Origin of the sequence: Pseudomonas sp. HMSC076A11, from assembly GCF_001810205.1 — a bacterium.
GTDB lineage: Bacteria > Pseudomonadota > Gammaproteobacteria > Pseudomonadales > Pseudomonadaceae > Pseudomonas > Pseudomonas aeruginosa.
Map to the genome: position 1 here is coordinate 37,894 of NZ_KV800297.1, position 21,267 is coordinate 59,160.

Here is a 21,267-nt window from a genome sequence, read left to right on the forward strand (position 1 = left end):
CCAGGGGCCGCAGGATCGTCGCAGTGCTGGTCGTGTGGTAGGGGTCGAACTCGTCGAAGGGCGACCTGACAGGAATGGAGCCGCCATCGACGCCTTGCGGGCTGCGCGACGCGGCGGCCTACGCCAGCGGCTTGAGCATGAGGAAGTTGCGCACGCTGTAGTAACCCTGCGAATCCTGCCAGTCGAGAGCGGCCAGGTTCTGCATGCCGGCCTCCCACGGCTGGTTGTCGAACAGCGCCTCCACCGTGCGCTGGTTGCCGAAGGCACAGAAGAAATGCCGGAACCAGTGCAGGCGCGCGTCCAGCGGCTCGGCGCGGATCGCCCGCTCGATGCTCGGGAACAGCCCGGCCGGCAGCGGCGGCGCCTTGCCCTCGGCGCCGCGCAGGCCGAGGTTGCCGATATGCACCTCGAAACGCCGCTCGCCGACCTCCCAGGTCTCCACCATCACCTGGTCCTCCTCGGCCTGGCCCCAGAGCGCGGAAAGCAGCACGTGGAAAGAGTTGGAGGCGAAGTTACGCAACGCGTCCTGCAAGCCGTCCTCGCCGCTGCCGATGCCGGCGAAGGCTTCCTGCAACTGGCGCTCGTCCTCCAGCAGCACGTCGACATCCAGCCGTCCGGTCTTCTCCCCCGCATACCAGGTGGCGCGGATCGCCGGTAGCCGCCCGGCTGGCGCCACCCATTCGCCGTGCACGACGCACTCGATCCGGTGGGATTCGAACAGAGCAGCCAGATGCTGCGAGACGGAGACCGCTTCCATGGGTTGTCCTTGCATGGTCGAGGGCGCGCCGCCGAGGCGCTGCCCGGAAAGCCCGGCGAGGCCGGGCGAAACGCGGCATAGGGTAGCGCAGATCGGAATCCTCGGCGCCGCCAGCTTCGTCACGCTGGCGCAGCGACAGCCAAGAGCCCTCCTGCCGTCGCTGCTGCGAGCGGGGCCTCGTCCACCTGGCTGGTCTGGCGCAGGCGTGGGACAGGTCGGGCCGAAGCACCCTCCCAGGCCCTGGCCGAGAACTCGGGCGCATAGGCAGGGAAACGCATCGGTAACGATGAGCCGGACGTAGTGCGCAGGAACCCGGAAGGGAATGCGACATCAGATTTTTCTGTTTGGCAACGTCCGCGGCTGCTTCATGTGTTGGCCGAACAAGAATGACCATCGGCAAGCCCGCGACGTTGTTCTGCGTCTGTCCTTCAGACCGACTCGACGGTGACCCAGTAACGCGTCAGGTAGCGCACGCGCACGGGCAGCGACTTGCCCAGGTTTTGCAGGACCGCGTCGATCCGGTCCAGGCGGTAGGTGCCGGAAAGGCGCAGCTCCGCCACCTCGGCGGCGCAGCGCAACACCCCGGCGCGATAGCGGGACAGCTCGGCGATGAACTCGCCCAGCGGCCAGTCCACCACCGTCAGCACGCCCTGCGTCCAACTGCCTTCGCCTTCGCGCAAGGGCGTCGACGAGTAGCCGCGTCGCTCGTCGAAGAGAGCCTGCTGGCCGGCTGGCAGGCGCATCGGCCGGGTCGGCGTTTGCAACGGGCGTAGCTCCACTGCATGGCTGAGGACACAAACGCGCGTGCGCGGCCCCTCGCAACGCACGCTGAAACGGGTTCCCAGCGCGCGCACGCTGCCTTGTGCGGTGTGCACGAGGAACGGGCGAGCGCTCTGCGCGCTTTCCACGAGGATCTCGCCCCGCCACAGGTACGCCTGGCGCAGGCTTTCGTCGTAGGCCAGGTCCAGCGCGGTGGCGCTGCTCAGGTCGACCCGGGTACCGTCCGCCAGGCGCAGTTGGCGGCGTTCGCCGACGCCCGTGCGCTCCCCGGCGAGGAGCGCACGGTAAGACAGGCCGCCGCTCGCCAGCCAGCCGCTACCCGCGGCGCAGGCCAGCAGGGCGAGCGTCTTGAGCAGCGCTCGGCGCCGCGCACGCACGCCTGCCAGCGTGTGCAGGGAGGTCTCCACCGGCAGCACCGCCCATTGGCCCTGCAAGCGCTCGATACGCTCCCAGGCCCGACGGTGTCGCGGGTCGGCCTCCAGCCATTCGCGCCAGGCCTGGCGCTCGCCATCGTTCGGCGGTTCCGCGCCGAAGCGCACGTACCAGGTGGCGGCGGCCTCCAGCACCTCGATCTCCAGTTCCATGGTCAGTCCTTGCAGAGCAACAGGCAGCGGGTCATGGCGCGAACCATGTGGTTCTCCACGGTGGTCATCGAGACGCCCAGGCGCTCGCCGGCCGACCTGTAGGTAAGCCCTTCGAGCTGTACCGCGAGGAACACCTGGCGGGTACGCTCGCCCATGCCGTCGAGGGCGAGGTCGATGGCAGTCAGGGTCTCCAGGATCGACAGTCGCGTTTGCGCTGGAATGTCCAGCGGCTCCGGCCGCGCGGCCAGGCTGTCCAGATAGGCCTGCTCGGTGGCGCAGCGGCGGAAGCTGTCGCTCATCAGCGCCCGGACGCTCGCGCTCAGGTAGCAGCACTGTTCGCGGAGGGCCTCGGCGCTACGCGAGGCGAACACGCGCACGAAGGTGCCGTGGGCGAAATCGGCGGCATCCTGGGCATTGCCCAGGCACAGGCGAAGCCATTGCCGGAGCCGGCTTCCATGCTCGACGCGGGGTTTGCCTATCGAGGCCGTCGGGCACACTGGCCGTTCTTCTTGCGGTGGATGGGGGCTGGCGGGAGGGAGCATGGCAGTCCACGACACTTATGATAATGAGTCTCATTCTATTTACGCCCGAAGCGGAACTGCAACTGCGCATGCGATCGCCCGGCAGCGCCACCGTTCGGCGCCCAGCACGGCTCGAAACGCCCGCAGGTCTAGACTTCCACGGTCGCCCCCGCCCATGGAGACCCAGCCATGATCAGCAAGAACACCATCTGCCTCTGGTACGACAGTGCCGCCCTGGAGGCCGCGACCTTCTACGCCGAGACATTTCCTGACAGCGCCGTGCTGGCTGTCCATCGTGCGCCCGGCGACTACCCTTCCGGCAAGGAGGGCGACGTGCTGACGGTGGAGTTCCGGGTGATGGGCATTCCCTGCCTCGGGCTCAACGGCGGCCCGGCCTTCCGCCACAGCGAAGCGTTCTCCTTCCAGGTCGCCACCGACGACCAGGCCGAGACCGACCGCCTGTGGAACGCTATCGTCGACAATGGCGGCGAGGAAAGCGCCTGCGGCTGGTGCCGCGACAAGTGGGGCATCTCCTGGCAGATCACCCCGCGCGTACTCAGCGAAGCCATCGCCAGCCCTGACCGCGCGGCGGCCAGGCGCGCCTTCGAGGCGATGATGACGATGGGCAGGATCGATATCGCCACCATAGAGAAGGCCTTCAAGGGCTGAACGCCCCAACGCCTTGCAAAGGAGTCACGAAATGGATCGATTCACCGGCGGCTGCCTCTGCGGCAAGGTCCGCCTGGTGGCGAGCGGCCGCCCCTACCGGGTCGGGCTCTGCCACTGCCTCGACTGCCGCAAGCACCACGGCGCGCTATTCCACGCTTCGGCGATCTTTCCCGAGGAGGCGGTGAGCATAGAAGGCGAGACCCGCGACTATGCCGGGCGTTTCTTCTGTCCGCAGTGCGGCTCCTCGGTGTTCTCGCGCAGCGCCGACGAGATCGAGGTCAGCCTCGGCGCCCTCGACACTCCCGACCGGTTCCAGCCCACCTACGAACTCTGGACCGTCCGCCGCGAGGGCTGGTTGCCGGCGTTTCCGCTGGCACGGCACTATGAAAGAGATCGCGAAGGCGACGGACGCAGCGAAGAGTGACGTTGTTCCAGCAGGAGAAGGGAGGCAGCATGGACGAACTGTTCGAAGAGCACCTGGAGATCGCCAAGGCGCTCTTCGCGCAGCGCTTGCCGTACTGGTGCGATGTCTTTCTGCGCCCGGCCGACCAGGCTTTCAACGCCTACCTGAATGCCCGCGGCCAGGCCTCCACCTACCTGGTGCTCGAAGGCTTCGATCCGGTCTATATTCCTCTCTGCTGCGACCTCGACGCCGTGCGCGCGACCGCCAGGGCCAGGGCTCGATTGAGGGAAGCGGGGCTGGGCGAAGACGCGCTGCCCGTACTGCTCTGAGCGCAGGCCGCCAGTATCGCGGAAGCGTCTGCTGGCAATTTCTCCCACCGCACTGTCCGCCAACGGAAGGCTACATGACCCGCCCCTACCTGTTCCGTCTCGCCGCCGGCCTGGCGCTGCTCCTGCCGGCCGCCTGCACGTCCCCTGCCCCGCCAGCACCGAACCTGACCGCGCTGTTCGCCGACGCCCTGCACTGCCGCGGCGACTTCCCCGACGGCCGCGACCGCGCAACCGCCGAGCGCCTGCGCGCCGAGGGCGTCGAAGTGCTGGATCGCGCGCCCGGCGAGACCCTCGACCTGCTCTACCGCTTCGCCACCCCGCTGCGCATCGACGGTAGCCTGGTGAACGCGGTGCGGGTACGCGGCGACAGCGGCGTGCTGGTGATGGCCTACGCCGAGGGCGACCTCGAAGACTTCGCCCGGCGCCAGGGCGCGACGCCGCACCCGGCGGAACGCGCCGCGCTGGATGGTTTCGGCGAGCTGGAGGTGCTCTACAGCCGTCCGTTGCCGCCGCGTCCCGGCCTCGACGAAAGCCCGCCGCGCCTGGTGATCGGGCGCGGGATCGAGGCGGCGGCGCAGGCGTTCCGCTGGGGCTGCCGGAGCTACGACGGCTGAACCCCGGGCAGGCCTTGATCGAGGACAGCCAGAGCGTGCTCCGACTCTGCTAGGCTCGCCTTTCCAGCTTCGATGAGGTCACACCCGGATGGCCAACGAATCCCCCGTACCCCAAGCGGTCGACAGCCCGATCACCCGCAGCGCGATCTTCCTCGTCGCGACCCTGGCGCCAGGCGAGGAACCCGCCGCCACCGTGCGCGCCCTGTGCGGCGACATCGCGGCGCTGGTGCGCTCGGTCGGCAAGCGCGTGCCGGGCGGCGACCTGTCCTGCGTGACCGGCTTCGGCGCCGCCGCCTGGGAACGCCTGTTCGGCTCGCCGCGCCCGGCGTCGCTGCACGCTTTCCGCGAGATCGGCAGCGGCGAGCGGGTCGCCGTGTCCACCCCGGGCGACCTGCTGCTGCACATCCGCGCCGAACAGATGGACCTCTGCTTCGAACTGGCGACCCAGTTGCTCGGCCGGCTCGGCACAGCGGTCAAGGTGGTCGACGAGGTCCACGGCTTCCGCTACTTCGACATGCGCAGCATGGTCGGCTTCGTCGACGGCACCGAGAACCCGACCGGTCGCGACGTCGCCCGCCATACCCTGGTCGGTGACGAGGACCCGGACTTCGCCGGCGGCAGCTACGTACTGGTACAGAAGTACCTGCACGACATGGCCGGCTGGAACGGCCTGACCACCGAGGCGCAGGAGCGCATCATCGGCCGCACCAAGCTGTCCGACATCGAGCTGGACGAAGCGCTCAAGCCGAGTTGCTCGCATAGCTCCCTGACCACCCTGGTCAAGGACGGCGAGGAAGTGAAGATCCTCCGCGACAACATGCCCTTCGGCCGTCCCGGCTCCGGCGAGTTCGGCACCTACTTCATCGGCTACGCGCGCTCGCCGCAGCCACTGGAGGAAATGCTCGAGAACATGTTCGTCGGCCGTCCAGCGGGCAACTACGACCGCCTGCTGGACTACAGCAGGGCGGTGACCGGCAGCCTGTTCTTCGTACCTTCCGCCGACCTGCTGGAGGCACTGGCCGACAAGGCTCCGTAGGCGGCGGGTGCCGCTCTCTCCGCCGGCATGCGGCGGCGCCTGCGCCAAGTGCCAGCGGGCGGCGCGGATTCCCTGCGGAGCATGGGTGGAACGAGGGTGCGCCCGAGCCGGGCAGAGGAAAGGCCACCCGCGCAGCGCACGCCTGACTGGCAGGTTTCGTCGCCTCCGGCGAGGTCAGGGTTGGAGACATGGCCCTCGGGGCAATATGCTGTGGCCACGACACACGCTGTGAGCGACTATCGATGCCAGGGACTGCACTGTTCGAAAAGCCACGCTGGTTGCGCGACCTCCTGCGCTTCCTGCCCCTCAAGAGTCAATTCGTCCTCTCCGGGAACATCCGCGACCTGCAAGCCTGCGAAGTGGTGCCGGGTACGGTCACCGCGCAGAGCTTCAACCAGACCCTCGGCGACGCCCTGCTGGACGCCGGCTACGCCCAGGTGCTGGCCTGGGATCCGCTGGCCGGGTTCCGCGTGCTCGGCCGGCCGGGCAGCGAGGCGGGGGCCACTGCGCAGGTGCTTCTCGACCTCGGCCTGACCCCGGTGGACGGCGCCGCGCCGGCCGGCATCGACCTACTCGGCGCGACCCTGCAACGCCTGGTCAACCGTAGCGGCGAGCCGATCGCCCTGATCGTCGACTTCGCCTCGCGCCTGGCGGTGCGCAACGACGCCCTGAGCGCCGCCGAGCACCAGTTGTTCACCCAGGCCCTGGTGCTCTCCCACCAGGCCCGCAGCCGTCCCGCCGGGGAACAGCGCAAACCGTTCTTCAACAGCGTGCTGTGGGTGGTGGAAAAGGAAGGCGACCTGCCCGACTGGCTGCTGGTGGACAACCCGCGCCTGCGCCATATCCCGGTGTCGAAGCCCGACCAGCCGGCGCGCCGGGCCCTGGCCCCGGCGCTGCTCCGCGGGCTCGGCGGCGCGGGCGTCGCCGAGGAGGCCCTGCAACAGGCCGCCGCAACCTTCGTCGAGAACACCGAAGGCCTGCTGCTCCTCGATCTCAACGCCATCGTCCAGTTGGCGCGCGTGGAAGGCCTGGCCATGGAACGCATCGCCGACGCCGTGCGCCGCTACAAGGTCGGCGTCACCGAAGACCCCTGGCTGAAGATCGACCGCCAGCGCATCCGCCAGGCCGACGAGATCGTCCGCCGCCGGGTCAAGGGCCAGCAGCACGCGGTGACCCACATGCTGGACATCGTCAAGCGCGCGATGACCGGGGTCGGCGCCAGCCGCAAGGGCAACCGCCCGCGCGGCGTGGCCTTCCTCGCCGGGCCCACCGGGGTCGGCAAGACCGAGCTGGCGAAGACCGTCACCAGCCTGCTGTTCGGCGACGAGAGCGCCTACATCCGCTTCGACATGTCCGAGTTCAGCGCCGAGCATGCCGACCAGCGCCTGATCGGCGCGCCGCCCGGCTACGTCGGCTACGACGTCGGCGGCGAACTGACCAACGCGATCCGCGAAAAACCCTTCAGCGTGGTGCTCTTCGACGAGATCGAGAAAGCCCACCCCCGGATCCTCGACAAGTTCCTGCAGATCCTCGACGACGGCGTGCTCACCTCCGGGCGCGGCGATCGCGTGTACTTCTCCGAGGCGCTGATCGTGTTCACCTCGAACCTGGGCATCTACCGCCAGGGGGAAAACGGCGAACGGGTCGCCAACGTGCTCCCCGGCGAGCCCTTCGAGGCGGTGCAGGGCAAGGTCCACGGCGAGATCGAGCGCTACTTCAAGCTGGTTCTCAACCGCCCGGAAATCCTCAACCGGATCGGCGAGAACATCATCGTCTTCGACTTCATCCGCGCCGACGTCGCCGAGCAGATCTTCACCCAGATGGTCGACGGCACCTTCGCCGACCTCCGCGAGCAGCGCCTCGTCATCGAACTGGCCGAGGCGCCGCGCCAGGCGCTGCACGACCTCTGCCTGGGCGACCTGTCCAACGGCGGCCGCGGCATCCGCAACCAGCTCGAAGCGCGCCTGCTCAACCCGTTGTCGCGGGCACTGTTCGACCAGGACGCGCAGCCGGGCGAGCGCTTCCTGATCAGCGCCCTGGACGCCGACGGCCTGACCCTGGAACGCCGCTGAGATGGAACTGAGCCTGTCGCGGGTGCATTTCCCGGTGACCACCCTGGGCCCGGGACGGCGCCTGGGCATCTGGTTCCAGGGCTGTAGCATCCGCTGCCCCGGCTGCATCTCCGCCGATACCTGGGGGCCGGGACGGCGGCGCATCGCCCTGGCACGCCTGCTCGCCGACATCCAGCCATGGCTGGAGCAGGCCGAGGGCATCACCGTCTCCGGCGGCGAACCCTTCGAGCAGTTCGCTGCCCTCCTCGCCCTGCTCGGCGAACTGCGCCAGCGCAGCCGCGCCGACATCCTGGTCTACAGCGGCTACCCGCTGGAGCATTTGCACGCGCAACTGGAACAGGCCGCCGGGCTGATCGACGCGCTGATCAGCGACCCCTACCAACAGCACGCCGAACAGAGCCTGGCCCTGCGCGGCAGCGACAACCAGCGCCTGAGCCTGCTCACCGAACTCGGCCGCGCGCGCCTCGGCGGCTACCAGCGGCCACTGCGCGAAGACGACAAGGCCCTCGACCTGATGTTCGACCATGACGGCAGCGTGTGGATGGCCGGCATCCCGCGCCGCGACGACCTGCTGCGGCTACAGGACCTGCTGCGCGAACAGGGCCACCAACTTAGCGTCAGCGCCCATCGGCCGCGCTGAATGGATCGATACCGATGATACGTTTCTGCCCCAACTGCCAGAGCGAACGCTCGCTTTCGGAAATCTTCTGCGAAGGCTCGATCCAGGGCCAGCCCTGCGGCTGGGACCTTTCCGCCGAAGCCATCCATCCCGCCGGCTGGCGACCACAGCCGGTGCTGACCCAGGAAGCCATCGCGCCGCCCGCCAGCGAGCCGCCAGCGGCGTCCGCCCCGCTCTGCGCCAACGGCCACCCGCTGCAACCCGGCGACCTGATGTGCCTGGAGTGCGGCGCCGCGCCGGCCGAAGGCCCGCTGCCGATGCAGGCCGAGGCCACGCCGCAGCCCGCCGTCACGGAAACCCTGATCGACGGCTGGCGTCTGCTGCGGCAGATCGCCAGCAGCGACGGCGTGCGCGAGCGCTACCTGGCCGAACACGCGGAAAGCGCCCGCCAGGCGGTGCTCACCCTGTATCGCCCGGGCGCCGAGCCGGACCCGGCGATCTACGACGTGATCCGCCGCCTGCCGCGCGAACACGTACCGGAAATCCTCGCCACCGGCCGCTGGGACGAGCGCGCCTACGAAGTGGTCGAGGAGCTCACCGGCGGCAGCCTCGCCGACCTCGGCACCGTGCTGGAGGACCGCGAGGCGGTGCGCCACGTGGTCCGCGAGCTGGGCCACGCCCTGCACGTGTTCAACGAAGCCGGCCTGCGCCACCGCGACCTGCGCCCGGCCAGCCTGCTGGTGCGCAGCCACGAGCCGCTGGACCTGGTGATCAGCGGCTTCGGCTCGGCGCGCCTGTCGGAGTTCGACCTGGATATCGTCTCGCCGCTGGAGACCAGCCGCTACATGGCCCCCGAGGCGATCGCCGGCGGCGTGGCGGCGGCTTCCGACTGGTGGAGCCTGGGCATGATCCTGCTGGAGCAGTTGACCCGCGGCTCCTGCTTCGAAGGAGTCAACGCCAACGCCTTCCTGATCCACGTGCTGGCCAACGGCGTGGCGCTGCCCGACGACCTCGACCCGCAGTTGCACCTGCTGCTGCGCGGCCTGCTTGCACGCGACCGCCACCAGCGCTGGCAGTGGCCGCAGGTACAGGCCTGGCTGAACGGCGAGGCGGTGGACGCGCCGGCCTCGGCGGACAGCGAAAAGGACGACGCCGAAGGCGCCAGCATCGCCCTCGGCGCACGGCGCTTCCGCAAGCCGACGGTCTTCGCCCTGGCCGCGGCCCAGGCCGAGCACTGGGCGGAGGCCCTCGACCACCTGCTGCGCGGGGCGATCGTCACCTGGGCCGAGCACATCGGCCTGTCGCCCAGGCTGCTCGCCGGCCTGCGCCAGGTGGCCCAGCACGAGGGGCTGGAGGACGACTTCCGGCTGATGCTGGCGCTCAAGCTGCTGAACCCGGAAATCCCGCTGATCCAGCGCGGCGAGATCGTCACCCCCGGCTGGCTGCTGGAGCATCCGCTGGAGGGCTACCGGCTGATCAGCGGCTCGGTGCCCGACCTGCTCGAACAGTTGCACACCGAAAGCTGGCTGTCGCGGCTCAAGACCCGCGCCGAGAACGTCCGCCAGCGCGCCCTGCACCAGCACATCGAACTCGCCGAAGAACAGTTGCGCATCTACCTGCTGTCGACCTCGCGGGCGCGCCTCGCCGCGCAGTGGCAGGAGCGCCAGCGCCTCCTGCCGGACACCGAGCACCCCGGCCTGCTGGCCCTGGCCGAGCGCCGGGTGATCGCCGAGGAAGACCTGATCGTCCTGCTCAGCGCCAACATCGGCCAGTTCCGTGCCGCCGAGGCGATCGTCGAGGAAGCCGCCGGCCTGGCCCGCGACGCCGATGTGCACCTGTTCGACGCGGAGACCGCGCGCGGCCTGTTGCAGCACTCGCGGCAGGAGCTGTACCGCCGCGTCGACGAACGCATCAGCGGCTTCGCCCGCAGCGGCGTGCCCAGGGTCGACGAATGGGCCGAGCAGTTCCGCCTGGAGCGGCGCATGCCGTTGGCGAGGGTCCTGGTGCTGCTGGCGATCCCGCCGGAACAGTGGCTGGAACCGCAGAAGCAGCAGTACGTGTCGCAGATCCTCGATTTCTTCGAGAAGAAAGTGGTCGCCGCGGTGATGCGCGGGCCGCTGGTGCGCATGAGCATCGGCAAGAGCACCCCACGCATCGACCTCAACGAACTGCACAGCGCGCGACGCCCCGCCGCCGCCCTGCTCGACCATCTGCTGCAACGCAACGCCCGCGCGGTGAGCCTCGACCCGGACAGCTTCCTCGCCAACCCGCAACTGGAAGTGCGGCTCAACGCGCTGTCCCGGCAAAGCTCGCTGTACAAGCGTGACACCGGCATCGACGGCCTCTACCTGGGCTTCCCCTTCCTGCTCAACCGCGACCCGCGCGGCACCACCCGCACGCGCATCGTGCCGCTGCTGCTGTGGCCGCTGAAGCTGCAGCTGGAAGTCGGCAGCCGTGGCCAGGTGGCGCTGGCCTTCGACGGCGAGCGCGAGGAAGTGCGCCTCAACCCGGCCCTGGAAAGCCTGCTCGGCCCCGAGCCGTGCAAGCGCTGGCGCAAGGTCGCCGACGAACTGCTCGGCCGCTCCGCGCTGCGCGCCGCCGACGTGATGGATGCCTTCGGCCTGCTCGCCACCCCGCGTGCTCGGGTGCTGGAAGGATTGCCGCCGAGTTCCACCGAGGTCACGCCCTACCAGGACCAACTGGCCTGCGCCGCGGTGCTGTTCCACGTCACCTTCATGGGCCAGGCGATCGGCGAGGACCTGCGCCAGTTGAAGAGCCTGCCGCCCTCCGGCACCGGCCTGGAGACCGCGCTGCGCCTGCGCGAGAACGGCGAGCCGGAAGCCCGCGAGAGCCCGCCGGAGTTGCAGCGCTACTTCACCGTGGCCAGCGACCCGTCCCAGGAGGCCGCCGTGTTGCAGGCCCGGCAGAGCCCGGGGCTGCTGGTGGAAGGCCCGCCCGGTACCGGCAAGAGCCAGACCATCGTCAACATGGTCGCCGACGCCATCGGCCGCCAGCGCAGCCTGCTGATCGTCTGCCAGAAGCACGCCGCCCTGGAAGTGGTACACAAGCGCCTGGTGGCCGAGGGCCTGGGCCAGCGCATCGTCATGCTCAACGACGTCAACCGCGACCGCGAACCGGTGATCCGCAACATCCGCGAGCAGCTCGAAGCGCTGTTCGCCGACGCCGGCGGCGCCCAGGGCTGGGAGCGCCAGCGCGAGCGCCTGGCGGCGCGTATCGAGGCGCTGGAAGGCGAACTGGACCGCTACCACCAGAGCCTGCACCGCGTGGACGAGGCCACCGGGCTGAGCTACCGGCGCCTGCTCGGCGAACTGATCGAGCTGGAGAAAGGCTCGCCGCCGCTGGACTTCCCGGCCCTGCGCCAGCGCCTGGCGGCGCTGGACATCGGCAGCCTGGCGCGCCTGGAGGAAAACTGCGCGCCGCTGGTCCGCCTCTGGCTACCGGCCCGCTACGAAGGCAGCCCGCTGGCGCAACTGCGCGCCTTCGCCACCGACCAGGCCACCCTGCAAGCCTTCGCCGACAGCCTGCGCGCCTTCGGCGAAGCGGAGAACGCCCGGCAGAAAGCCCTCGACGAACACCCGGCGAGCTTCGAGGTCGACGACCCGACGCCCTACCGCGCCTGGCTGGCAAGCCAGGTCGGTACCCTGCTGAATTTGCGCGAGGAGCAGCGCCAGCGCCTGGCCCACTGGCTGCCGCTGTTCCGCGACGCCGCGCCAGGACAGCCGAGCCGTGGCGACGGCCTGCTGGCGGAGGCCGAGCAGATCGAACGGCAACTGCGCCAGCTCGACCTCGAACGGCACGCGCCGCTGCTGTCTCCTGCCCTCGCCATGCTCGAAGAGAACAACCTCGAACGCTTCCAGGCCCACGCCCGCCAGGTACTCGAGGCACGCACCTGGCTGGCCCGGCTCAACCCGCTGCGCCTGCTGCGGCGCGGCCGCCTACGGCGTTTCCTGCGCGAGCACGGCGAGGCCGACGACGACAGCCGCCTGGCCGCCCTCCTCGGCGCCTGCGGCCTGGAGCGCCAGTGGCGGCCGCTGCGCCGGCAACTGGCGGCGCTGCAACAGAGCCTGGGGCTGGCGACAGTCGCCACCGATGCCGGTCCGGAACTGACCGGCCTGGCCGGCAGCGCCAGCCAGCAACTGCGCGAGATCCAGGTCCTGGCTCGCAGCCTGGCCCAAGCGCCACGCGCCGAGCAGCTCGACGCGGTGATCCTCACCGGCGAGAAACAGCGCTTCGAAGCGCTGCTCGGCGACCTCGACGCCGCGCTGATCCGCCAGGCCGCACGCCAGCTCAGCCTGGACAAACTCAAGGTGCTCGCCGACTGGCTCGGCGACGAACTGCTGGAACAGCTGCACCGCGCCATCGCCGGCAACCAGAGCAACCTGCCGGCCCTCGGCCGCCTGCGCGAGGCGCTGCCGCAACTGGTCGCCTACCAGCGCTTCCGTGGCCGCGCCGGCCAGCTCGAAGCCACCGAGCTGGAATTCCTGGCCCTGCTGCGCCAGCGCCAGGAACGACTCGACGCGATTCCCGCCGAAGCACTCGAAGCCACGGTGCGCCGCATGCTCAATCGCGAAGCGCGGCTGGGCTGGAAGCAGCGCCTGGAACAAGACAATCCGGAACTGCTGTTCAGCCAGGACGAAGCCAGGGCCAGGGTCGCCAGCCTCGCCGAAGCCGACGTGCAGATGCGCGCGCTGAACCGCGAACTGCTCGGCAAGGGAATCGACGCCGCGCGCCTGGGCAGCCGCAAGCAGTGGGAAGACGTCACCCGCCTGACCGGCAAGCGCTCGCGGCGCCTGCGCGAGTTCATCGAGCTGGGCGCCGAACTCGGCCTGATGAGCCTGCGCCCGGTCTGGCTGATGAACCCCGACCTGGCCAGCCGCGTGCTGCCGCTCAAGGCCGGGCTGTTCGACATGGTGATCTACGACGAAGCCTCGCAGATGCCGGTGGAGTTCGCCCTGCCGACCCTCTATCGCGGGCGGGTCACGGTGGTCAGCGGCGACGAGAAGCAGATGCCGCCGACCGCGTTCTTCTCCAGCCGCGTGGAAAGCGACGAGGCCGAACTGTTCGACGGCGAAGCGCCCGACGAGGACGCCGACGAGGAGCAGCGCGAAGCCTACGAGGACACCTGGAACCGCCGCGAGATCAAGGACTGCCCGGACCTCCTGCAACTGGCGCGCAACGCCCTGCCCAGCACCACCTTGCAGATCCACTACCGCTCGGCCTACCGCGAGCTGATCGGCTTCTCCAACGCCTCGTTCTACGGCAACCGCCTGAGCGTGCCGGTACGCCATCCGCAGGCCAACATCCTGCGCATCAAGCCGCTGGAACTGATCCAGGTGAACGGCCTGTACCAGAACCAGAGCAACGAGCGCGAGGCCGAGCGAGTCGTCGACTACCTCGCCGAACTCTGGCGCCAACCCTACGCGGCGCGGCCGTCGGTGGGCGTGGTCACCTTCAACCGCAAGCAAGCCGACCTCATCGAGGAGCGCCTGGAACTGCGCGCCGAGCAGGACGAGGCGTTCCGCGCCGCCTACAGCGAGGAGCGCGAGCGCAGCGAAGACGGCGAGGACATGGGCGTGTTCGTGAAGAACGTGGAGAACGTGCAGGGCGACGAGCGCGACGTGATCGTCTTCTCCTCCACCTTCGGCCGCAACGGCCAGGGCAGCTTCCGGCGCAACTTCGGCGTGCTCGGGCAGACCGGCGGCGAGCGCCGTCTCAACGTGGCGGTGACCCGCGCGCGGCGCAAGGTGGTGATGATCACCTCGATGCCGATCGGCGACATCTCCGACATGCTCGGCACCCAGCGCTCGCCGAGCAGCCCGCGCGACTACCTGCAAGGCTACCTGGAATACGCCCGCGCACTGTCCGCCGGCGAATTCGCCGGCACCGGCCAGCTGCTCGAGCGCCTGCAAACCGACCGCAGCGACCAGCGCCGCCAGCACTACCAGCGGCACGACGGCTTCAGCGAGATCGTCGGCGAGTATATCCGCTCGCTGGGCTGGTCCGCCGCGCCCGCCAGCGAAGGCGACGCCTTCGGCCTCGACTTCGCCATCGAGAACCCGGCCACCGGCCTCTACGCCATCGGCATCGAATGCGACGCCCCCTGCCACCCGCTGCTGGAACGCGCCCGCGCCCGGGAAATCTGGCGCCCCTCGGTGCTGCGACGGGCGATCCCGCACCTCCACCGGGTTTCCTCCCAGGGCTGGTACCACGACGGCGACAACGAACGCGCACGGCTGCGCGCCGCCATCGAGAAAGCCCTGGCGCCCAGCACGGAAACCCATCCCACGGCAGCAGCGGAGGCCTCCCAATGAGCGGACCGAAAGTCGTACGAATCGTCACCCGGGAAGAAGCCATCGCCACCTGCGAGCGCGACCTGCAACGCCTGGACAAGGCCCTCGCGCGCTGGGAAAACCAGGCCAGCCGGCTCGCCCAGCTCAGCGACGCCGAGCGCGCCGCCGCCCACGCCCGCCGCGCCAGCCTGCACGCCCTGCTCGAACAGGAACGCTGGCTGGACGTGCAACTACAGGTGAAGATCGAAAGCGAATTCCTCAAGCGCGACCTCGCCGAACGCGAAGAGCGCGCCATCCGCCAGGCCGCGGAAACGCGCCAGCAACACCGCCGCCTCCAGGAAAACGCCAGCGCCCTGCTCCAGGCCCTCGACGCCAGGCCCGATGCCGCCAGCGCGACACTCCGGCAAACCCTGCAAGCGCTGGCCGACGGCGCCCTCCGCGACGACGCGGAAGCCCTGCTCGCCCAAGGCTTCGCCGCCCTCGCCAGCGCCCCCGCCGAGGAACGCCTCAGCGCAGCCCAGCACGAACTCGCCCAGCGCCTGAAGACCGACGAAACGCCCATCACCCTGGAACAGTGGCGCGCCCGCCAGCAACAGGACGCCCCGCGCGAACAGCGCCTGGCGCGCATCGACCGGCACATCGCCGAACTGCAACTGCTGCAAGGCGAGGCCAGCGCCCAAGCGTTCCTCGAGCGACTGGCCCGCGCCGAAGCCGAACAGCGCCCGGAGCGCCGCAACCTGCTGCTCGACAGCCTGGTCCTCGACCTCGCCCAGGCCGCCCGCGAACACCAGCAGCAACGCCAGCGCCTGGAACACCTGCAAGTCCTCGCCAGCGAAGTCGCCGCCCTGGGCGCCGCCGAACACGCCGAACTGCTCCAGCGCGCCGCCGCCTGCCAGCCCGACAGCGATCCGCAGCAACTCGCCGAACTCACCGAGCGATGCAACGCCATCCTCACCGCCCACCTCCAGCAACAGGCCGCCCTCGCCCGCCGCCAGGCCGTGCTCCAGGGCCTCGCCAGCCTCGGCTACGAAGTCCGCGAAGGCATGGCCACCGCCTGGGCGCAGACCGGCAGGGTCGTCCTGCGCAAACCCGCCACCCCCGGCTACGGCCTGGAAGTCGGCGGCAAGGCCGACAACGGCCGCCTGCAACTGCGCGCCGTCGCCCTCAACGCCAACCGCGACAGCCAGCGCGACCGCGACATCGAAACCCTCTGGTGCGGCGAATTCCAACGCCTCCAGGCCCTGCTCGCCGCCCTGGGCGGCGAACTCAGCGTGGAACGCGCGCTGGGAGTGGGGGAAGTGGCGTTGAAGGAGATTGGCGAGGAGGAGCAGCGGGAGATGGGGGCGCTGCGGCAGAGGGGGTTGTGAGGAGGCCAGCTGGCGCCTCGGCGAGGCATTCGATCCGGGCAGCCCATCGCTTGACCCCTGGATGCCCCCTCGCTACCCTGCCGGCCAGGTGCTGAACACACCTTCTCTAGGCGGTTAGCCGCTCCCGAAAGCCAAGCGGTTTTTTACCTACACAGGAAAAAATCATGGCTACCCAGAAATCCCCTCTTTCGAACTCTCGACTTCTAACGATCGGCTACCAGCTCTATGAAAGCCGTCATAGCGATTGGGAACGTCGTGGCAAGCCACGGCAAATTCCCTACCTGCGCTTGAGTGGCGACTGGCTGGAGGCTGCGGGCTTTGAGGTTGGCTGCAAGGTGAGCATTCAGGTCACCAGGCGGCGCCTTGTCATGCAAGTGGTTGAGGATTGAGGCCAAGCGCCCCTCGGGCAGAGGGTATCTGCTCAGGGGGCGCTGGTTTCGCTGTGAACCTTCATCCCATTCCTGCCGCATCTCGCCCTGCGCTCGCACGCCAGGCCTCGTAGGAAAACGTCGCTCAGACACCGCTGTCTCCTCGAGCTGAAGCCAGCATGGGAGAGCAAGCTCAGCGTGAAGCGAACTCCTGGACTACAGGAAGCAGCAAAAAACCTATGGGTGGCTGACGATTCGCCGAGGGCATGTCCGACAGCTTGTAGCCCCCTATCCCATGAAGAATCCCTACGATCTTTCTCCCTTCGTCTGAAGGAAGTATGGTGGCGGGCAATGGCGTCGCAGACGCCCGAGGCCCCGCCTCGCCGCCAGCCCGAAAAGATTCCTGGATATCGCCGTGACAAACGCATCGCCCCCCTCCTCCCTGGTAGACGTCGGCCAGCTCGCAGCCGCCCTCGAACGTTTCGCCGCCGAGCGCAACTGGGCCCAGTTCCACTCGCCGAAGAACCTGGTCATGGCCCTGACCGGCGAGGTTGGCGAACTCAGCGAGATCTTCCAATGGATGGACGAGGAGCAGTCGAAAGACGCCGCGCGTCATCCCGACACCGCCCAGGCGGTGCAGGACGAACTGGCCGACGTACTCATGTACCTGGTGCGCCTGGCCTCGGTCCTCGGCGTCGACCTGGATGCCGCCGCCCGGCAGAAGCTGGAGCAGAACAACCGGAAATACCCGATAGAGAAAGCCCGGAATAGCAGCAAGAAATACGACCAGTTCTGAAGAAAGGCCATATCAGGGAAGATCGACGTGATCGTTTACGAAGCGACCAAGAAGCAGTTCCTGCAAGACAGCGACAACGACGATATCGAAGAGGTGATCCTCCAGCATTTCAAGGCGGTCACCGGCAAAAGCGTCGGCAACTCGGAAATCAACTCGTGGAAAGGCTCCCTCGGCTACATGGCCAAGGTACTGCGCGACGAGGAAGTGCCCGACGACACTGGCCTGGCCATCGAGTTGCATATCCCCCAGACCTCCAAGCGCATCGACATCACCCTCACCGGGCGCGACGAGTCGGGAGCCAAGAATGCGGTGCTGGTTGAACTGAAGCAGTGGAGCAAGGCCAGCGCCACCGGCAAGGACGCCATCGTCCGCACCGCCCTGGGCAATGGCCTGCGCGAGGTCGTCCACCCCTCCTACCAGGCCTGGTCCTACGCCACCCTGCTGGAGGGTTTCAACGAGGCGGTCTACGAGGCAAGCATTTCCGTCCGCCCCTGTGCCTACCTGCACAACTACCCGCGCGACGGTGTGATCGACTCCCCGCACTACCGCGACTACATGGAAAAGGCCCCGCTGTTCCTCAAGGGCAAGGACGAACTGGCGCGCCTGCGCAGCTTCATCAAGCAGCACATCAGGACCGGCGACGCCAAGGAAGTGCTCTACGAGCTGGCCAACGGCCGGATCCGCCCGTCCAAGGCCCTGGCCGACTCGCTCAAGGGCCTGCTCGCCGCCCAACCGGAGTTCGTACTGATCGACGACCAGAAGGAAATCTACGAGTCCGCCATCGCCGCGGCCAGGTCAGCCTCCGAGACGCATCCCCGTGTACTGATCATCGAGGGCGGCCCGGGCACCGGCAAGACGGTGGTCGCGATCAACCTGCTGGTCCACCTCACCGGGCTCGGCCTGGTCGGCAAGTACGTGTCCAAGAACGCCGCGCCACGCAAGGTCTACGAATCCAGGCTGGTGGGTTCCATCACCCGCAGCCGCTTCTCCCACATGTTCACCGGCTCCGGCGGTTTCATCGAGACCGAGCCCAACACCTTCGACATGCTGATCGTCGACGAGGCCCACCGCCTGAACGAGAAGAGCGGGCTCTACGGTAACCTCGGCGAAAACCAGATCAAGGAACTGATCGAAGCCTCCAAGTGCGCCATCTTCTTCATCGACGAAGACCAACGCGTCACCCTCAGCGACATCGGCAGCAAGCAGGCCATCCGCGAGTTCGCCAAGGCGAAAGGCGCCACGGTCGAGGAATACAGCCTCGCCTCGCAGTTCCGCTGCAATGGCTCGGACGGCTACCTCGCCTGGCTCGACGACGTGCTCGACATCCGCCCGACAGCCAACCAGCAACTCGACACCAGCCAGTACGAATTCAAGGTCTTCGACACCCCCGAGGCCCTGCACGCCGCCATCGCCGCCCGGAACCAGGACAACAAGGCCCGCGTCGTGGCCGGCTACTGCTGGCCGTGGCGCAGCAAGAAGGATCCCCGGCAACAGGACATCGTCATCGGCGACTACCAGCGCCAATGGAACCTCGACCAGGACGGCAGCCTCTGGATCATCGCCGAGAACTCCATCGAACAGGTCGGCTGCATCCATACCTGCCAGGGCCTGGAGGTCGACTACATCGGCGTCATCATCGGCCCGGACCTGATCGTCCGCGACGGCAAGATCATCACCGCCCCCGAACAACGTGACCGCCACGACAAGTCCATCCGCGGCTACAAGAAGCTGATGAAGGAAAACCCGGAACTGGCGCGGAAGGAGACCGACCTGATCATCAAGAACACCTACCGGACGCTGATGACCCGGGGGATGAAGGGGTGCTACGTGTTTTGTACGGATGAGGAGACGGCGAGGTATTTTCGGGGACGTGGCGGGAGGTAGGACAGCTTCCAGGGTATCGTGGACGCGTCATGCAAAGAGATGGGGATGAGGAATTTTAATATTCTACCCCTTGTACCCCATGCCAGTGGTCGACCTCATAAATCATTGATTTTAAAAGCCTCACTTAGGGCGCTCGCTGCCACCGATGCCCCACGATGCCTGACGATCTTCAACGACTCCCCGCAAAAGTCCCTATGCCTCGGAAAAGCCGCCAACCCCAACAACACCACCTAACAACAAGAAACAGGACCTCGTGCCGAGCTTGTTAGCGCGACTGACTAGCCGTCCGAAAGCAAAAACACCGCGAGCCAAACAAGGCAATTTCTTGCCCCCCCTAAGGAACCACCTGAGGATTGAACACCAGCGCAGCTTACTGTATATAAAAACAGTTAAAGTCCTGTTCTCAGGCTGCATCTGGATCACACAGCCGCCGTTACTCGGAAACACGGCGGATTAGCGCGCACGCTCAGGCCCTCCAGCCCTAACGGAATATGAATATCCAGAAAATCAAACACATATCAGCCTCACGCAGCGCATAGCGCCCTGCCAGAACACAGCAGGAAGTCATTGCGTTTGCGTTCCTGGCAATCCATCATTCACGGTTAGGGCCCCTATAAGACCTGCAGAAGCAGCGCGCCATGGGCAGACCCGGCAAAAGCCCCCAAACGGGTGTGGAGAAGCTTTATGGAGAAGGAAATCCCCCACGAAGGATTCACAGGCTCTAGTAAAGAGCCGCTCCAGACGCTCCTTCCCTTTAATATCGATGAACCCGGGCAGGAGCCCATGAAAATCCAAGATTTCCCCCCACTCCCCGCCTCCGAACAGCCGTTGATGTTTGCAGACTTGTTTGCAGGCTGTGGTGGCCTGTCCCTCGGTCTCTCACTTTCAGGCATGAACGGCGTGTTTGCCATCGAACGCGACAAGATGGCTTTCTCGACCCTATCCGCCAACTTGCTTGAAGGGCGGAAGGTGCCGGCTCCGCAGTTTTCATGGCCCTCATGGCTAGGCAAGAAAGCCTGGGCAATCGACGAGGTTCTCGAAAAGCACCCGATTGAGCTCAGTCAGCTAAAGGGCAAGATCCATGTCTTGGCAGGAGGACCACCCTGCCAAGGTTTCAGCTTTGCAGGAAAAAGGAATGAATCCGACCCCCGCAACAAGCTGTTCGAGAAGTACGTCGAAATGGTCCAGGCCATCCGACCATCGGCCCTTGTCCTGGAAAATGTCCCTGGAATGAAGGTGGCGCACGCCACAAAGAAATGGAAGCAACTAGGTATCTCGATCAAGCCCCAGTCCTACTACGACAAGCTGGTAGAGAGTCTGGACAGGATCGGATACCACGTCCAGGGCAATATCGTCGACTCCTCTCGCTTCGGGGTACCTCAGAAGCGCCCACGCCTGATAGTAATTGGGCTCAGAAAGGACCTGGCCCAGCACCTCGAAGGCGGGGTAGCCCGAGCCTTTGTGCTGCTAGAGGAAGCCCGGCTCAAGCAGCTACAAGAGTTCGACCTTCCCGAGGCCATCCATGCCGAGGATGCCATCTCGGATATGGAGATAGGTCACGCGGGAACGAGGCCCTGCAATGACCCTGACTCCCCTAGGAAATTCGAAGAGATTGCCTATACCGGCCCTCGAACGGCGTTCCAAAGGCTCATGCATCGAGGCTGTGATGGCACCATCGATAGCTTGCGCCTCGCCAGGCACAAGCCAGAGATAAAGGCTAGGTTCCAGGCGATCATCGACGACCCCAACTGTGCCAAGGGCGTACGGATGAACGCCGAGATACGCCAAGCATATGGACTCAAGAAACACCGCATCTACCCAATGCAGGCCAGCGCTCCGGCTCCCACTATCACGACACTGCCGGACGATGTCCTCCACTACAAGGAGCCCAGGATACTGACCGTTCGGGAGTCTGCTCGACTGCAGTCATTCCCGGACTGGTTCCAGTTCCGAGGAAAATTCACCACTGGCGGTAGCCAACGGACGAAGGAGTGCCCGCGCTACACCCAGGTGGGCAACGCGGTACCACCTTATTTGGCACGCGCCGTCGGCTTGGCTATCAAGGCAATGTTGGATGAGGCCGTGATGCTCGCCGGCCAACAGGCAGAGCGAGAACAAGAAGAGAAAATGATAGCCATCGCTTGAACACATAGGAGT

At 67.3% G+C, this 21,267-nt stretch carries 16 protein-coding genes; 13 read left to right on the forward strand and 3 right to left on the reverse strand.

All coding sequences use genetic code 11. The features are described from left to right. Positions 1-118 precede the first annotated feature (118 nt). The 3 genes from HMPREF2716_RS12175 to HMPREF2716_RS12185 form a co-directional block, all read right to left on the reverse strand. A complete protein-coding gene (locus HMPREF2716_RS12175; protein WP_019726403.1) occupies positions 119-757 on the reverse strand; it encodes a DUF6348 family protein in 639 nt (212 codons plus the stop codon). 428 nt (positions 758-1,185) lie between these two features. After that, entirely contained in the window at positions 1,186-2,121 is a 936-nt protein-coding gene (locus HMPREF2716_RS12180; RefSeq protein WP_023517743.1) for a FecR domain-containing protein, read from the reverse strand. Between the two features lie 2 nt (positions 2,122-2,123). Then, complete coding sequence (locus HMPREF2716_RS12185; protein WP_023099485.1) at positions 2,124-2,663, reverse strand: sigma factor-like helix-turn-helix DNA-binding protein; 540 nt, start codon at positions 2,661-2,663, stop codon at positions 2,124-2,126. Between the two features lie 168 nt (positions 2,664-2,831). Between HMPREF2716_RS12185 and HMPREF2716_RS12190 the strand changes: the two genes are divergently transcribed. The 13 genes from HMPREF2716_RS12190 to HMPREF2716_RS12250 all read left to right on the forward strand — a co-directional run bounded on the left by HMPREF2716_RS12190 (position 2,832) and on the right by HMPREF2716_RS12250 (position 21,255). Continuing rightward, positions 2,832-3,311, forward strand: a complete 480-nt coding sequence (locus HMPREF2716_RS12190; RefSeq protein WP_003090600.1) for a VOC family protein — start codon at positions 2,832-2,834, stop codon at positions 3,309-3,311. Between the two features lie 31 nt (positions 3,312-3,342). Further along, positions 3,343-3,735, forward strand: a complete 393-nt coding sequence (locus tag HMPREF2716_RS12195; RefSeq protein WP_070621903.1) for a GFA family protein — start codon at positions 3,343-3,345, stop codon at positions 3,733-3,735. Positions 3,736-3,764: 29 nt separating this feature from the next. Continuing rightward, positions 3,765-4,043, forward strand: a complete 279-nt coding sequence (locus HMPREF2716_RS12200; protein ID WP_004344335.1) for a hypothetical protein — start codon at positions 3,765-3,767, stop codon at positions 4,041-4,043. A gap of 74 nt (positions 4,044-4,117) precedes the next feature. After that, positions 4,118-4,657 carry a hypothetical protein gene (locus HMPREF2716_RS12205; protein WP_014602770.1) on the forward strand — a complete coding sequence of 180 codons (540 nt, stop codon included), beginning with the start codon at positions 4,118-4,120 and terminating at the stop codon, positions 4,655-4,657. A gap of 88 nt (positions 4,658-4,745) precedes the next feature. After that, positions 4,746-5,693, forward strand: coding sequence for a Dyp-type peroxidase (locus tag HMPREF2716_RS12210; RefSeq protein ID WP_023086103.1), 948 nt, complete (start codon positions 4,746-4,748; stop codon positions 5,691-5,693). A gap of 188 nt (positions 5,694-5,881) precedes the next feature. Continuing rightward, positions 5,882-7,765: an AAA family ATPase gene (locus HMPREF2716_RS12215; RefSeq protein ID WP_079279898.1), complete on the forward strand. Its 1,884-nt coding sequence runs from the start codon at positions 5,882-5,884 to the stop codon at positions 7,763-7,765. A 1-nt stretch (position 7,766) separates the two neighbouring features. Further along, positions 7,767-8,405, forward strand: coding sequence for a 4Fe-4S single cluster domain-containing protein (locus tag HMPREF2716_RS12220; RefSeq protein WP_003090610.1), 639 nt, complete (start codon positions 7,767-7,769; stop codon positions 8,403-8,405). 14 nt (positions 8,406-8,419) lie between these two features. Continuing rightward, entirely contained in the window at positions 8,420-14,716 is a 6,297-nt protein-coding gene (locus tag HMPREF2716_RS12225; protein ID WP_023517745.1) for an AAA domain-containing protein, read from the forward strand. Further along, positions 14,713-16,062 (forward strand): coiled-coil domain-containing protein, encoded by a 1,350-nt coding sequence (locus HMPREF2716_RS12230; protein ID WP_023517746.1) that lies wholly within the window; start codon positions 14,713-14,715, stop codon positions 16,060-16,062. The genes HMPREF2716_RS12225 and HMPREF2716_RS12230 overlap by 4 nt, the downstream gene beginning before the upstream one ends. Positions 16,063-16,226: 164 nt before the next feature. Continuing rightward, on the forward strand, positions 16,227-16,451 hold the full coding sequence (locus HMPREF2716_RS12235) for a SymE family type I addiction module toxin (protein ID WP_016263393.1): 225 nt from the start codon (positions 16,227-16,229) through the stop codon (positions 16,449-16,451). A 394-nt stretch (positions 16,452-16,845) separates the two neighbouring features. Next, complete coding sequence (locus HMPREF2716_RS12240; protein ID WP_023094656.1) at positions 16,846-17,226, forward strand: nucleotide pyrophosphohydrolase; 381 nt, start codon at positions 16,846-16,848, stop codon at positions 17,224-17,226. Between the two features lie 27 nt (positions 17,227-17,253). After that, positions 17,254-19,110, forward strand: a complete 1,857-nt coding sequence (locus HMPREF2716_RS12245; RefSeq protein ID WP_003127466.1) for a DUF2075 domain-containing protein — start codon at positions 17,254-17,256, stop codon at positions 19,108-19,110. Between the two features lie 684 nt (positions 19,111-19,794). Continuing rightward, positions 19,795-21,255 carry a DNA cytosine methyltransferase gene (locus HMPREF2716_RS12250; RefSeq protein WP_004363348.1) on the forward strand — a complete coding sequence of 487 codons (1,461 nt, stop codon included), beginning with the start codon at positions 19,795-19,797 and terminating at the stop codon, positions 21,253-21,255. Positions 21,256-21,267 lie beyond the last annotated feature (12 nt).